The sequence below is a fragment of the Glycomyces harbinensis genome (genome assembly GCF_900101745.1).
Taxonomy (GTDB): Bacteria; Actinomycetota; Actinomycetes; order Mycobacteriales; family Micromonosporaceae; genus Glycomyces; species Glycomyces harbinensis.
Genome location: NZ_FNAD01000005.1, coordinates 286,141 through 298,354, shown reverse-complemented (window position 1 = coordinate 298,354; position 12,214 = coordinate 286,141). Strand labels below are relative to the sequence as shown.

Sequence of the window (12,214 nt, the reverse complement as noted above, 5' to 3'; positions counted from 1 at the left end):
GGGATGGTATTGCCGCCTCGGCACAACAGCGGAGTCTTGCGCACCCCTCCCTCGTCCATTATTGTTCGCACAGAGCACGTTCATCCGCGATGCGAACACTTGGAACCCGCCATGTCCGAGACGCACCCGGCGGCGCCGTGAGCGCCGCCTTCATCCTCGACGCCGTCCGCACCCCCGTCGGGCGCTTCGGCGGCGCCCTCGCGAAGGTCCGCCCCGATGATCTGGCCGCCAAGGCGATCGGCGCGCTCGTCGCCCGCGACCCCGGGCTCGACCCGGCCGCGATCGACGACGTCGTGCTCGGCAACGCCAACGGCGCGGGCGAGGAGAACCGGAACGTCGCCCGCATGGCCGCGCTCCTCGCCGGACTGCCCACCTCGGTCCCCGGCACCACCGTCAACCGCCTCTGCGGTTCCGGCGCCGAGGCCGTGGTCGCGGCCGCCCGCGCCGTCGAATGCGGGGACGCCCGGCTCGCGATCGCCGGCGGCGTCGAGTCGATGACGCGCGCCCCCTGGGTGCTTCCCAAGACCGACAAGGCCTTCCAGCGCGGCGGCCTCGAACTCGCCGACACCGCCCTGGGCTGGCGGCTCGTCAACCCCGTCATGAATCCTGAATGGACGGTGAGTCTGGGCGAGGGCGCCGAGATCCTCGCCGAGGAGTTCGGCGTCACCCGCGAAGCCCAGGACGCCTTCGCCGCCCGCAGCCACCGGCTCGCCCACGCCGCCTGGGAGTCGGGCCGCTTCGACGGCGAGATCGCACCGCTCGCCGAGCTCCCCCGCGACGAGGCGATCCGCCCGGACACCACGCCCGAGATCCTCGCGGGGCTGCGCACCGTCTTCCGCGACAGCGCTTCCGACCGGCCCGGCACCGTCACCGCCGGGAACGCCAGCCCCCTCAGCGACGGCGCGGCCGCGCTCCTCCTCGGCGACGAGAGGGCCGCCGAGGCGCACGGCAGGCCGCTGGCCCGGATCGTCTCCCGGGCCGTCGTCGGCGTCGACCCGCACCGCTACGGCATCGGACCGGTCGGGGCCGCCGAGCGGGCGCTCGCACGCGCCGGGATCGGCTGGGACGCCGTCGACTCGGTCGAACTCAACGAGGCCTATGCGGCCCAAGCGCTCGCGTGCCTGGCGTCCTGGCCCGGACTCGATCCCGAACGCGTCAACCCGCAGGGCGGGGCGATCGCGCTCGGCCACCCGCTCGGCTGCTCGGGGGCGCGGCTCCTGACGACCCTCGCGTGGCGGCTGCGCCGCGAAGGCGGACGCTACGGCCTCGCCGCGCTCTGCATCGGCGTCGGCCAGGGCATCGCCGTGGTCATCGAATCCGTCTGAGCCGCAAGGGCATTCGACTCGACCGCAGCTCAGGATCACCCACCCTGCAAGGGCCGGTCACGGTCCGCCGACCGCGAATCCCCGTTTCGGCCTGGGCGGTCCCGTAGGTGATCGCCATGTCCGCCGCGACCCGCGCGGCGCCCGCCAGCAAGGGCGGCAGCAGGTCGCGGCGCACCGAGTCGAGGTCGTTGCGGCTCGTGTGCGAGGAGACGTTCATGGCCGCCACGGCCTTCCCCCACTGGTCCCGGATCGGCACCGCGATCGACCGCAGCCCCTCCTCCAGCTCCTGGTCCACGAACGCCCACCCCTGGCTGCGGACCAGGTCGATCTCGGCCCGCAGGCGGGCCTCGTCGGTGATCGTGAACGGCGTGAACGCGACCGGCCGGGCCTCCTCCAGCGCCGCGTCGAGCCGCTCAGTGTCCAAGTCCGCCAGAAGGACCCGCCCCATCGACGTGCTGACGGCGGGGAACCGGGTCCCGATGTTGATGGCGACGCGCATGATCCGCCGGGTGGCGACCCGGGAGACGTACACGATGTCGGTGCCGTCCAGGACCGCGACCGACGCCGACTCCTGCACCTCGGCGACCAGTCGTTCCAGGTGCGGCTGCGCGAGTTCGGGCAGGCTCAGGCTCGACAGGTAGGCGAAGCCGAGCTCGAGCACCCTCGGCGTGAGCCGGAAGTGGCGCCCGCCGGCGCGCACGTACCCCAGTTCGGTGAGGGTGAGGAGGAACCGGCGCGCGGTGGCGCGGGTCAGGCCCGTCTCCTTGGCGACCTCGCTGAGGGTCAGTTCGGGCCGCTCGGCCGAGAACGCGCGGATGACCGCGAGACCGCGCGCGAGGGTCTGCACGTAGTCGGAGTTGCGCGGTGCGGCGGTTTCGGGTCCGCGTTCCTCAGTGGGCTCGGGCTGCATGGGCTCACCATATCCGTGTTCGGGCCTCAGCCGCGCTCGGCGACGACCCGCCCGGCGAGGGCGAAGGCCCGGTTGGCGCGGGGGAGGCCGGCGTAGACGGCGGTGTGGAGGAGGACTTCCTTGATCTCCTCGGGCGGGACGTCGTCGTCGAGGGCGGCTCTGACGTGCATGACGAGTTCGTCCTCGGAGCCCAGGGAGCACAGGACGGCGATGGTGAGCAGGCGCCTGGTGCGGCGCGGGAGTCCGGGCCTGGACCAGACGCCGCCCCAGGCGTATTCGGTGATGAACGTGCCGAAGTCGCGGTCGAAGTCGGTGCGGGCGGCGTCGGAGCGGTCGACGTGATCATCGCCGAGGACGGCCCGCCTCACGGTCTCGCCGGGGCTCGGTTCGGGTCGGTGCGCTGCGCTGTCGGGGTCCGTCATGTTCCGCTCCTCCATGTCGCCTTCCGTGGGCGTCGGCGGCCGCTCACGCGCGGGCCTGCGAGTCGTCGGTTGTGAAGAAGTCGAGGAGGATGCGGTTGGCCCAGTCGGCGCGCTCGACCGTGAGGAGGTGCTTGGCGCCTTCGGCGAGGACCATGCGCGCGTTGGGGATGCGTTCGTCCAAATACGCGGCGTCGGCCACGGTGGTGACCTCGTCCCCGGTGCCCGCGATGACGACGGCGGGGCAGTGGATCTCGGTGAGTTCGCCGCGCATGTCGAAGCGGGAGAGGGCTTCGCAGCAGGCGGCGTAGCCTTCGGCGTCGGTCGCGTCGAAGCGCTCGCGGAAGGCCGCGACGGTGCCGGGCTGGTCGGCGTGGAACGCCGGGGAGAACCAGCGGCCCATGGCCGCTTCGCTGATGCCCGCGCCGCCGTCGGCGCGGACGGTCTCGGCGCGTTCGCGCCAGCTCTCGGGCGTGCCGATCCGCGCGGCGGTCGACACGAGCGCCAGGCGCTCGACGCGGCCGGGATGGTCGTGGGCGATGCGCATCGCGACGGCGCCGCCGAGGGAGGCCCCGGCGATGTGGGCGCTGGGGACGGCCAGGTGGTCGAGCAGTTCGACCACGTCCCGTGCGAGGTCGCCGACCGTGAGCGCCCCGGCGGCGGCGGGGGTGCCGCCGTGGCCGCGGAAGTCCAGGCGCACCAGGAGGAACGCGGCGCTCAGCGCCGTCACCTGCGGCCGCCACATGTCGAGGGTGGTGCCGAGGGAGTTGAGGAGGACGACCGGCGGACCGTCGCCGTCGATGACGTGATGGGGGATCATGCGGTGCCCTCCTCGAGGTTCCGTGCCATGGCCTCGGGGTGGGTTTGCAGGCCCTCCAGGCACTCTCGCAGCCACGCGGCGGCCGATCCGGTGAGCCGCAGCAGGTCCGAGAGGGTCTCCCACTCGCTGTGCCACAGGCCAGGGGAGCGCTGGAGCTCCTGCGGCATCGCGGCGTACAGGGTGGCGAGGAGGCCGGGGGTGCGGGCGGCGCAGGCGCGGGCGCACGTGGCGGCGACGGGGTTGCGCTTGTGCGGCATCGAGGTCGATCCACCCGGCCGCGCCTCGCTGACCTCGCCGATCTCGTTCTGGCTCAGGAGGATCACGTCGACGGCGATCTTCGCGCAGGCCCCGGCCGCCTCGGCCGCCGCCGCACCGATGCGCACGACCGGGCTGCGCATGGTGTGCCAGTCCAGTCGCGGTTCCAGGCCCAGTTCCTCGGACATCAGCTGCTGGATGTCGGCGAAGTCGGTGTCGCCGTCGAGTGCCCAGTTCGCGCCGACCGGGCCGCCGTAGGAGCTGTAGAACTCCAGCCGGCCGAGCAGGTTGATCGGGTCCCACAGTCCGGCCCGCCAGGCGATGGCCCGGTCGCGGGCCGGGAGCGGCACGGCCCGCTGGAGGAGCGTGCGGCCGATGAGGTCGCCCGGCACGGCCTCCAGGCGTTCGAGCGCCCGGTCGCAGCCGTGCAGGTCGTCCGCGATCGCCGCGACGGCCGCCTTCGCGACGATCATCATGGCGGTGTCGAGCAGGTCCTGGCTGGTCGCCTGGTAGTGCACGGCGTCCCGGTGGTCCGCGGGTACCAGTTCACGCAGCCGGTCGACGACCCCGGCGACGGGGTTGCCGATCGCGGCGGCCGACGCGGCGACCGCCTCAGGGTCGAAGTTCGCGGGGACGGCGGCGGCTGCGATCGTCTCGGCCGCACCGGTTTCGATGACGCCGACCTCGGCCGCGGCGCGTGCGAGCGCCGCCTCTGCCGAAAGCAGGGCCTCCAGCCAGGCGCGGCCGGAGACGGCCTCGGCCGCCGCGCCGCGCGCGAAGACCGCGCCGAACAGTTCAGGCATCCGCCGGTTCACCTCGTTCAGCCACTCGGAGGCTCCCCCGCCGCTCGTCGCCGCTCCGACCGCTCACACATCGAAGAACACCGTCTCATCCTCGCCCTGCAGGCGGATGTCGAACCGGAATCCCCGCTCCTCCTCGACCGCGATAAGCGTGTGCCGCCGGTCCTCGGGGACGACCGCGAGCACCGGGTCGGCGGCGTTCAGCGCCTCGCCCGGGAAGTAGACGCGGGTGTGCAGGTGCAGCAGCAGGCCGCGGGCGTGGACGATGACCGCGAGGTGCGGCGCGCACCCGTCCGCGGTCGGACCGGGGCGCACGGTCGTGAACGCGAACCGGCCCTCGGGCGCGGTCGAGCAGCGCCCGAACAGTCCGCCGTCGAGGCGCCCGTCCACGTCGGCCTGCAGCACTTCGACCAGGGCGTCCGGGACCGGCTCCCCGGCGCCGTCGAAGACCGTCCCCCGCAGGCGCAGGCTCCCGCCCTCGGCGACGACGGGCCCGGCCGGGTACGGCAGGGCGAAGCCGTAGAACGGCCCGACGGTCTGGGCCGGGGTGAGCTCCTGGACCGCCATCAGCCCTCCACGTCTTCGAACACGGTCGCGGCGGGTCCGCGCAGGACGATGTCCCAGCGGTACCCGGTCGCCCATTGGTCCACCGTCGCATCGAGGTCGAAGGCCGCGACCATCCGCTCGCGCGCGGCCTCGTCCGTCACCGACTGCATGACCGGATCGTAGGGGAAGAGCGGGTCCCCCGGGAAGTACATCTGCGTGATGAGCCGGGAGGCGAATGCGGTCCCGAACAGCGAGAAGTGGATATGCGAAGGGCGCCAGGCCTTGTCGTGGTTGCGCCACGGGTAGGGGCCGGGCTTGACCGTGACGAAGCGGTACGTGCCGGCCGCGTCGGTGAGGCAGCGGCCGACGCCGGCGAAGTTCGGGTCCAGGGGCGCGTCGTGGCGGTCCTCGGCCTGCGCGTACCGGCCGGAGGCGTTGGCCTGCCAGACCTCGACGAGCTGGCCGGCGAGCGGGGCGCCGTTGCCGTCGCGGACCCGGCCGGTGACGACGATGCGCTCGCCGAGCGGCTGCCCGCCGCGCTGGGCGGTGAGGTCGTGGTCGAGGGGCGCGATGGGCCCGGCGCCGAGGAACGGCCGGGCGAGTTCGGTTTCGGGGTCGTGGAGCGGGACGAGCGGCTGCCGGGGGTGCCGCAGCGCGGTGGACCGGTAGGCGGGGTGGTCGCGGTCGGGGTGCGCGTCGCGGCCGTCGCGGCGAAGGGGGGTCGCCATGTCGCTCCTCAACTGTTCAGGGCGCGCAGGGCGCCGAGTTCTCCGGGGGTGGGCGGGTCGGTGGTCGCCAGGTCGGGGGCGATGCGCAGCGGCCAGCCGGTCTCGGCGGCGGCGTCGGCCGGGTCGGTGCCGGGGTGGGCGCTGACGAGGACGAGCTCGCGGGTCTCGGGGTCGGGTTCGAGGACGCCGAGGTCGGTGATGACCTTGACCGGTCCGGCGCCGCGCAGGCCGAGCCGTTCGCGGGCGCCGGGGCCGTCGCCGTGGCCGACGGAGGTGGTGAAGTCGATGCGGTCCACGAAGATCCGCTTCGTGTGCCGGACGATGACGATGGTCTCTTGGCACGAGGCGGCGATCTCGGGGGCCCCGCCCGCGCCGGGCAGGCGAACCTTGGGCCGGCGGTAGTCGCCGATGACGGTGGTGTTGAGGTTCGCGTACCGGTCGAGTTGGGCCGCACCGAGGAACCCGGTGTCGATGCGTCCAGGCTGGAGCCAGTAGTTGAAGATCTCCGCACTGGAGACGACGGTGTCGGCGGTCTCCGCGAGGGAACCGTCCCCGATGGACAGCGGGGGCCGGTCGGGTTTGGAGCCGATGGTCCCGGACTCGTAGATGAGGACGATGCCCGGGGCGCAGGTGGCGCGGGCGAGGTTGGCGGCCAGGGAGGGCAGGCCGATGCCGACGAAGCAGGTGCGGCGCCCGGCGAGCGCCCGGGACGCGGCGACGGTCATCATCTCTTCGGCACTGTGGACGGTGCTCACTCGGCCTCCGTGATGTTGGCGGCGATCCAGGCCCCGAAGGCCTCCCGGTCGCGGCTGACGGCGTCCCACCGCACGTAGAAGTCGTTGTCGCGCTCGGTGTATCCGGCGGCGTAGGAGGGCGCGGCCCCGCCGGGGACCTCGCAGACCCAGTCGACCACCCAGTGGGGCAGGAGGATCGCGCCGGGGACGGGGGTCAGCTCGTCGACGACCTCCTCCACGGTGACGACGGCGCACTTCGCGGCGAGCACGGCCTCCTTCTGGGCGCCGACGATGCCCCACAGCTGCACGTTCCCCTCGCGGTCCGCCTTCTGCGCGTGGATGATCGCCACGTCCGGGTTGAGCGCGCTGACGGCGGTGAGCCGCTCCCCGGTGAAAGGGCAGGTGATGGGCGCGATCGAGGAGGTCACCTCGGGAAGATCGGTCCCGGCGTACCCCCGCAGGACGGCGAACGGCAGCCCGGAGGCCCCTGCGACGTAGCGGTTCACCATCCCCGCATGGGAGTGCTCCTCAATGGAGAGTTCACGCGGCCATCCGTGCTCGACGGCGTCCCGGAACCGGTGCAGCGAGCCGACCCCGGGATTCCCGCCCCACGAGAAGACCAGCTTCGAAGCGCAACCAGCCCCGATCAACTGGTCGTAGATGACGTCGGGAGTCATCCGAATAAGGGTGAGTTCCTTGCGGCCCTGGCGGATCAGCTCGTGGGCGGCGGCGTGCGGGATGAGATGGGTGAAGCCCTCCAGCGCCACGGAGTCGCCGTCGTGGACGGCCGACGCGAGCGCTTCGGGGAGGGCGGCCAGGACGGCCATGGACCACCTCCGGGGAGTTCGGTATGCGAACGAACAGAGTATACACGAACATCTATCGATTTCCAGAGCGCGACGAGCGACCCCTTGCCCCGGACTCGCACGCTCGATACGATGCAGGAGTTCACATGACGAACAAACCTCCGCGAGACGAACACTCGGCCCGTTCTCCCCCAAGCCGACTGGAGTGACGACGATGTCAGCGCTCAACCGACTCCTCGACCCCACGACCTGGGACTCGCGCCGCTTCGACGGCGCCTGGCGCCCGTCCGCGAACACCGTCCCGGTAGTCGAACCGGCCACCGGCGACCACCTGGCGAGGGTCGCCCTGGCGTCCCCGGAAGACATCGCCGAAGCGGCTGAGGCCGCGACCAGAGCCCAGACAGCCTGGGCCGCAAAGCCCTTCAACGAACGCGCCGCCGTCCTACGCCACGCAGGCGACCTGTTCGAGCAGTACGCCGAGGAGATCCACGAGTGGCTGATCCGCGAATCGGGCGCCGTCCCGATGAAGGCGGGCTTCGAGACCCACGTGGCGGCCGCCGAATGCCACGAGGCCGCGGCCCTGGCCTCCGGCCCGATCGGCGAGCTCCTGCCGTCGGAGCAGCCCCGCCTGTCGGCGGTGCGCCGCGTCCCGGCCGGCGTCGTGGGCGTGATCGCGCCGTTCAACGCCCCGCTGATCCTCGCCATCCGCTCGGTGGCCCCGGCGCTGGCGGTGGGCAACGCGGTGGTCCTCAAGCCCGACCCGAGGACCGCGGTGTCCGGGGGCGTGGTGATCGCCCGAATCCTCGAAGAGGCAGGCCTCCCACCAGGAGTGCTCCAGCTGACCCCGGGGGGCCCGGAGACGGGCCGGGCGATGGTCGGGGACCCGAACATCAGGGTCATCTCGTTCACCGGCTCGACGAGGGCGGGCCGGGAGGTGGCACAGCAAGCCGGCCGAGGCCTGAAACGAGTGCACCTGGAACTAGGAGGCAACTCGGCCCTCATAGTCCTAGAGGATGCGGATATCGATCAAGCCGCAAGCGCAGCGGCGTTCGGCTCGTTCTTCCACCAGGGCCAGATCTGCATGACGACAGGAAGGCACCTGGTCCACGAGAGGCTCCACGACGACTTCGTGGAAGCCCTGCGCGCCAAGGCCGCAGCAATGAAGGTGGGCGACCCGCACGTCGACCAGGTGGACCTGGGCCCGGTGATCGACGAGGGCCAACGGGACAAGATCCACGCCCTGGTCCGAGTGGGCGGCACGGTGGCGACCGGCGGCGAGTACGAGGGCCTCTTCTACCGGCCCACGGTCCTGACGAACCTCGACGACGGGACCCCGGCCTGGCGGGAAGAGATCTTCGGCCCGGTGGCCCCGGTCCGACCCTTCAAGAATCCAGAGGAGGCCGTCAGACTCGCGGCGAACTCCGAATACGGCCTGTCGCTGGGCATCATCACCGGCGACGTCATGAGAGCCTGGGACCTGGCCGAGCGCATCCCCACGGGAATCGTGCACATCAACGACCAGACCGTGGGCGACGAGGCCCACGCCCCGTTCGGCGGCGTCCGGGCATCCGGCACCGGCGCCCGCTTCGGGGGCCGAGCCGCCAACCTGGAGGCGTTCACCGAAACCCGCTGGACGACGATCCAGGCCGGCCCGGGCCCGTACCCCTGGTAAGAACCCCAGCTCAACAACCGTGACCGCCGTCTCCAGCCCCTCCATTTGCCCGCATCCCGACCCTGTGTAAACTAGTGCCGGTTCCAAGGTCTCAGACCTCTGGAACGCCAATCAAGGGGCTTTGGCGCAGTTGGTAGCGCGTTTCCATGGCATGGAAAAGGTCAGGGGTTCGAATCCCCTAAGCTCCACTGAATCGGATATGTAGTGCATGAGCGGTCATCAGGTTGATGACCGCTCTTTTGGCGCCATCGCGCCGCTCGGACAGGTCTCGTCGGGAGTAACCGTCTACACATATCGATGATGTGTGTACACTTCTTCCCATGGGTGGAGATCGCGGACAAGCGCGGGAGCGGCTGCGCGAGCTGCCGCCCGTCTTCTCCTACCGCATGGCCATCGACGCCGGTATCGCGAAGTCCAAGCTGTATCGCTTGCGGGACGAGGGGTTCATCGAGACGGTCGGGCGGGGCCGGTTCCGGGTCACCGACGCCGAGCTGCCGCCCGACCTCGAGCTTCATGAGATCGCTCAGCGGGCACCGGAGGCGACGATCTGCTTGGTCTCGGCCCTGAGCCGCCACGACCTGACCGACCAGATTCCGGCTGCCATCGATATCGCAATCCCGCGTGGCCGGCGCAGACCAGTCATTGAAGCACCGGTAGCCTGGCACTCATTCGACCCCGAGACCTTCGACATCGGCCACACCGAGCTTGAGCTCGACGAGGAGACCGTGATCGGACTGTATGGGCCCGAGCGGAGCATCATCGACGCGTTCCGCCTGCGGCACCTCGAAGGCCACGAACTCGCCGTCGAAGCCCTCAAACGCTGGCTGCGCCGCCCCGGATCCTCCCCTGCCGCCCTGCTCGCCATGGCCCGTGACTTCCCGAAAGCGCGGCCCGCGCTGCAGACCGCATTGGAGATCCTGCTGTGACCGAGCGACCGACCCGAGCGACCGTGGCCGGCCGTGTCTACCTCGATCTGCAGAACCTCGCCCGCCGCGACCATCGGCCGACCGACGAACTGCTGCAGATCTACGCGCTCGAAGGGTTCCTCGCCCGGCTCGCCGTCTCCGAGCACGCCGATCGACTGGTTCTCAAAGGCGGTGTGCTCCTGGCCGCGTTCGACACGCGCCGCCCCACCCGCGACATCGACTTCCAGGGCCAGCAGATCCCCAATGACGAAACCCACCTCCGCGACCTGGTCCTCGGTATCGCCGCCATCGGTATCAACGACGGACTGGAGTTCGACCTCGACCATGTTGCGGTCGAGACGATCCGCGACGAGGAGGCCTACAACGGCGTCCGGATCGTCTTCGGCGCGCGCCTATCGGTCGCCAAGCTCCGACTGCATGTCGACATTAACGTCGGCGACCCGATCTGGCCCGGCCCACAGACAGTGCCGCTCCCGCGGCTGCTCGGCGGACACATCGAGCTCGTCGGCTACCCGCTCACGATGGTGCTCGCCGAGAAGCTGGTCACCGCCATCCAACGCGGCACTGCCAACACCCGCTGGCGCGACTTCACCGACGTGTACCTGCTTTGCCGCCGGCACGATGTCGCCGGTGCCGAGATGACCGAAGCCATCACCCATGTCGCCGCCCACCGCCAGACACCGCTCGCACCGCTGAGCGAAGTCCTCGACGGCTACGCCGAACTCGCGCAGGCGAGGTGGCGAGCATGGCGGCGGAAGCAGCGGCTCGACGACCGCTTGCCGGAACGATTCGATGAGCTGCTGGATGCGGTGATCGGCTTCGCCGACCTCGCCGTCAACGACAAAGTCAGCGACTGGACCTGGAATGCCGCCCGGCAGCAGTGGCAACCGCACTGAGACCGAGCATCAGGCACCTCGCGCGGTGCGGAGCAGACGCTTGATGCTGGAGAGACTGACCTCGTAGCGGTCCGCAAGGACCTGTTGTCGGACACCCTCAAGGTGAGCGGTCACGATGGCGCTTCTGACGTCACCGGACAGGCGACGGTTCAGCGCCCAGGCGGTGACGGCTGTTTGGGGTGCTGGCGCGGGGTCAGGATTGTGGGCGGGACGGTTGAACAGGTCAGGGAGCTGGTTTGCGTGTCCGCTGATCTGGGGTGATGGGTTCAAGTAGGCCGTTGCCAGCTCCACCATTTTGAGTCACATCGCCTCTGACCAGGTGAAGCAAGTTCGGGTTCGAATACCTAAGGGGTCGGTTCCGAACACGGACAGTCCTGCAACCGCGAACTCACGGTATCTGCCGGTGTCAATCTGAGGCAGGGTCTCGGAATCCGCGCTCTTCTGTGAAGCGGTGTGGACTCTGATCGAGGCCATCGACGGTGGATCGCCCGGGGCGTGGGCGAGTTCCAGGCATGACGAAATTGCGCTTTGACGGATTGGGGCTTGAGTCAAGCTCAACTTCGCTCTGACGCTTTGGTGAAACCCTTTCTCACCGGTCTCTCCCAGCCTCTCGGCCTGGAACCCGTGGGCCGCAAGGTTCTTCCCTGGGGCGCGGTGGCGCTCCGGTTCGAGTCGCAACGCTGATTCCCCCTGGCGGGGGAGTCGGATAGCTCCGCAAGGGGAGGCGCCGCCACTGGGGCCCCCATACGCTCGGGGTCATGATCGACACCGAACCACAGCGCACTCGAACCTCGTCCGCGGCCGCGGGGCGGCTGACCTCTCTCGCAGGGTGGTCGCTTATCGTCATCGCCGTGCTCCACACCCTGGTCTTCGTTCCTCAAGCGCCCTGGGGCGACTGGATCGGCGGGTCGCTGCGCACCGCGGAGCCCGACATGGAGTCGGTCGCGATCTTCTGGGCCCTGCCGGGCGGGATCGTGGTTCCCGGGCTGTTGGCGGGCCTGCTCATCATCAAGGCGGGGCGGCGGCGCGAGCCGCTGCACGTCGGCATCGCGGCGGTGCTGTTCCTTTGGTGCTCGGGCTGCATCTGGCTGGCAGGGCCCAGCGGCTTCATGTTCTTCTATGTCACGGTCGGCTTCCTCGCGGCCGCGTCCATCGCCGCACGGCGAGCCTCGAAGCGAGCGGGACAGTCGTGAGCGCTCGCCGCCAGGTGTTCAGAGGCGGGCCGTGTGCTTCTTCGCATCAGCTTCTCGAAGCACGGTCTTCACGCTCGAGAGACCAATGCCGTATCGCGTGGCAAGTTCCTTCTGCAGAGCCCCGGCGAGGTACTCTGCGATGAGTCGTTGGCGGTCCCTGGGGTCCAGTCGTTTGCGGAGCGGA

13 protein-coding genes and 1 tRNA gene are annotated in these 12,214 nt (G+C 70.6%); 6 read left to right on the top strand and 8 right to left on the bottom strand.

Features of this window, described 5'->3' with window-relative positions; all coding sequences use genetic code 11:
* Positions 1 to 89: 89 nt before the first annotated feature.
* Positions 90 to 1,325 carry a thiolase family protein gene (locus BLQ63_RS11275; protein WP_218125209.1) on the top strand — a complete coding sequence of 412 codons (1,236 nt, stop codon included), beginning with the start codon at positions 90 to 92 and terminating at the stop codon, positions 1,323 to 1,325.
* Here the strand turns inward: BLQ63_RS11275 and BLQ63_RS11270 are convergent.
* The 8 genes from BLQ63_RS11270 to BLQ63_RS11235 form a co-directional block, all read right to left on the bottom strand.
* Entirely contained in the window at positions 1,309 to 2,235 is a 927-nt protein-coding gene (locus BLQ63_RS11270; protein WP_091033679.1) for an IclR family transcriptional regulator domain-containing protein, read from the bottom strand. The two genes, BLQ63_RS11275 and BLQ63_RS11270, sit on opposite strands and share 17 nt — an antisense overlap.
* Before the next feature lie 26 nt (positions 2,236 to 2,261).
* Entirely contained in the window at positions 2,262 to 2,657 is a 396-nt protein-coding gene (gene pcaC, locus BLQ63_RS11265; RefSeq protein WP_218125208.1) for a 4-carboxymuconolactone decarboxylase, read from the bottom strand.
* A 43-nt stretch (positions 2,658 to 2,700) separates the two neighbouring features.
* Entirely contained in the window at positions 2,701 to 3,474 is a 774-nt protein-coding gene (locus BLQ63_RS11260) for an alpha/beta fold hydrolase (protein ID WP_091033671.1), read from the bottom strand.
* Positions 3,471 to 4,532, bottom strand: coding sequence for a lyase family protein (locus tag BLQ63_RS11255; RefSeq protein ID WP_091033666.1), 1,062 nt, complete (start codon positions 4,530 to 4,532; stop codon positions 3,471 to 3,473). The genes BLQ63_RS11260 and BLQ63_RS11255 overlap by 4 nt, the downstream gene beginning before the upstream one ends.
* Positions 4,533 to 4,595: 63 nt before the next feature.
* A complete protein-coding gene (gene pcaG / locus BLQ63_RS11250; protein ID WP_091033661.1) occupies positions 4,596 to 5,096 on the bottom strand; it encodes a protocatechuate 3,4-dioxygenase subunit alpha in 501 nt (166 codons plus the stop codon).
* Entirely contained in the window at positions 5,096 to 5,803 is a 708-nt protein-coding gene (gene pcaH / locus BLQ63_RS11245) for a protocatechuate 3,4-dioxygenase subunit beta (protein WP_091033657.1), read from the bottom strand. The genes pcaG and pcaH overlap by 1 nt, the downstream gene beginning before the upstream one ends.
* Before the next feature lie 8 nt (positions 5,804 to 5,811).
* On the bottom strand, positions 5,812 to 6,531 hold the full coding sequence (locus BLQ63_RS11240) for a CoA-transferase (RefSeq protein WP_091033951.1): 720 nt from the start codon (positions 6,529 to 6,531) through the stop codon (positions 5,812 to 5,814).
* Between the two features lie 23 nt (positions 6,532 to 6,554).
* On the bottom strand, positions 6,555 to 7,364 hold the full coding sequence (locus BLQ63_RS11235) for a CoA transferase subunit A (RefSeq protein ID WP_091033653.1): 810 nt from the start codon (positions 7,362 to 7,364) through the stop codon (positions 6,555 to 6,557).
* Positions 7,365 to 7,557: 193 nt separating this feature from the next.
* On the opposite strand from BLQ63_RS11235, the gene BLQ63_RS11230 reads away from it, so the two are divergent.
* From BLQ63_RS11230 to BLQ63_RS11210, 5 genes are all read left to right on the top strand, one after another.
* On the top strand, positions 7,558 to 9,015 hold the full coding sequence (locus tag BLQ63_RS11230; protein WP_091033650.1) for an aldehyde dehydrogenase family protein: 1,458 nt from the start codon (positions 7,558 to 7,560) through the stop codon (positions 9,013 to 9,015).
* A gap of 115 nt (positions 9,016 to 9,130) precedes the next feature.
* Positions 9,131 to 9,203 (top strand) — tRNA-Ala (locus BLQ63_RS11225).
* A gap of 132 nt (positions 9,204 to 9,335) precedes the next feature.
* On the top strand, positions 9,336 to 9,941 hold the full coding sequence (locus BLQ63_RS28390; protein ID WP_177154885.1) for a type IV toxin-antitoxin system AbiEi family antitoxin domain-containing protein: 606 nt from the start codon (positions 9,336 to 9,338) through the stop codon (positions 9,939 to 9,941).
* Positions 9,938 to 10,837, top strand: coding sequence for a nucleotidyl transferase AbiEii/AbiGii toxin family protein (locus tag BLQ63_RS11215; protein ID WP_091033647.1), 900 nt, complete (start codon positions 9,938 to 9,940; stop codon positions 10,835 to 10,837). Before BLQ63_RS28390 ends, BLQ63_RS11215 begins: the two co-directional genes overlap by 4 nt.
* 758 nt (positions 10,838 to 11,595) lie before the next feature.
* Positions 11,596 to 12,030 carry a hypothetical protein gene (locus tag BLQ63_RS11210; RefSeq protein ID WP_091033644.1) on the top strand — a complete coding sequence of 145 codons (435 nt, stop codon included), beginning with the start codon at positions 11,596 to 11,598 and terminating at the stop codon, positions 12,028 to 12,030.
* Positions 12,031 to 12,214 lie beyond the last annotated feature (184 nt).

What these genes read in the sequence shown, in the direction of transcription:
- BLQ63_RS11230 (WP_091033650.1), top strand. Translation starts at nt 7,558, where the DNA reads ATGTCAGCGCTCAACCGACTCCTCGACCCCACGACCTGGGACTCGCGC.
- BLQ63_RS11240 (WP_091033951.1), bottom strand. Translation starts at nt 6,531, where the DNA reads ATGATGACCGTCGCCGCGTCCCGGGCGCTCGCCGGGCGCCGCACCTGC.
- pcaC (WP_218125208.1), bottom strand. Translation starts at nt 2,657, where the DNA reads ATGACGGACCCCGACAGCGCAGCGCACCGACCCGAACCGAGCCCCGGC.
- pcaG (WP_091033661.1), bottom strand. Translation starts at nt 5,096, where the DNA reads ATGGCGGTCCAGGAGCTCACCCCGGCCCAGACCGTCGGGCCGTTCTAC.
- BLQ63_RS11235 (WP_091033653.1), bottom strand. Translation starts at nt 7,364, where the DNA reads ATGGCCGTCCTGGCCGCCCTCCCCGAAGCGCTCGCGTCGGCCGTCCAC.
- BLQ63_RS28390 (WP_177154885.1), top strand. Translation starts at nt 9,336, where the DNA reads ATGGGTGGAGATCGCGGACAAGCGCGGGAGCGGCTGCGCGAGCTGCCG.
- BLQ63_RS11255 (WP_091033666.1), bottom strand. Translation starts at nt 4,532, where the DNA reads ATGCCTGAACTGTTCGGCGCGGTCTTCGCGCGCGGCGCGGCGGCCGAG.
- BLQ63_RS11210 (WP_091033644.1), top strand. Translation starts at nt 11,596, where the DNA reads ATGATCGACACCGAACCACAGCGCACTCGAACCTCGTCCGCGGCCGCG.
- pcaH (WP_091033657.1), bottom strand. Translation starts at nt 5,803, where the DNA reads ATGGCGACCCCCCTTCGCCGCGACGGCCGCGACGCGCACCCCGACCGC.
- BLQ63_RS11260 (WP_091033671.1), bottom strand. Translation starts at nt 3,474, where the DNA reads ATGATCCCCCATCACGTCATCGACGGCGACGGTCCGCCGGTCGTCCTC.
- BLQ63_RS11270 (WP_091033679.1), bottom strand. Translation starts at nt 2,235, where the DNA reads ATGCAGCCCGAGCCCACTGAGGAACGCGGACCCGAAACCGCCGCACCG.
- BLQ63_RS11275 (WP_218125209.1), top strand. Translation starts at nt 90, where the DNA reads ATGCGAACACTTGGAACCCGCCATGTCCGAGACGCACCCGGCGGCGCC.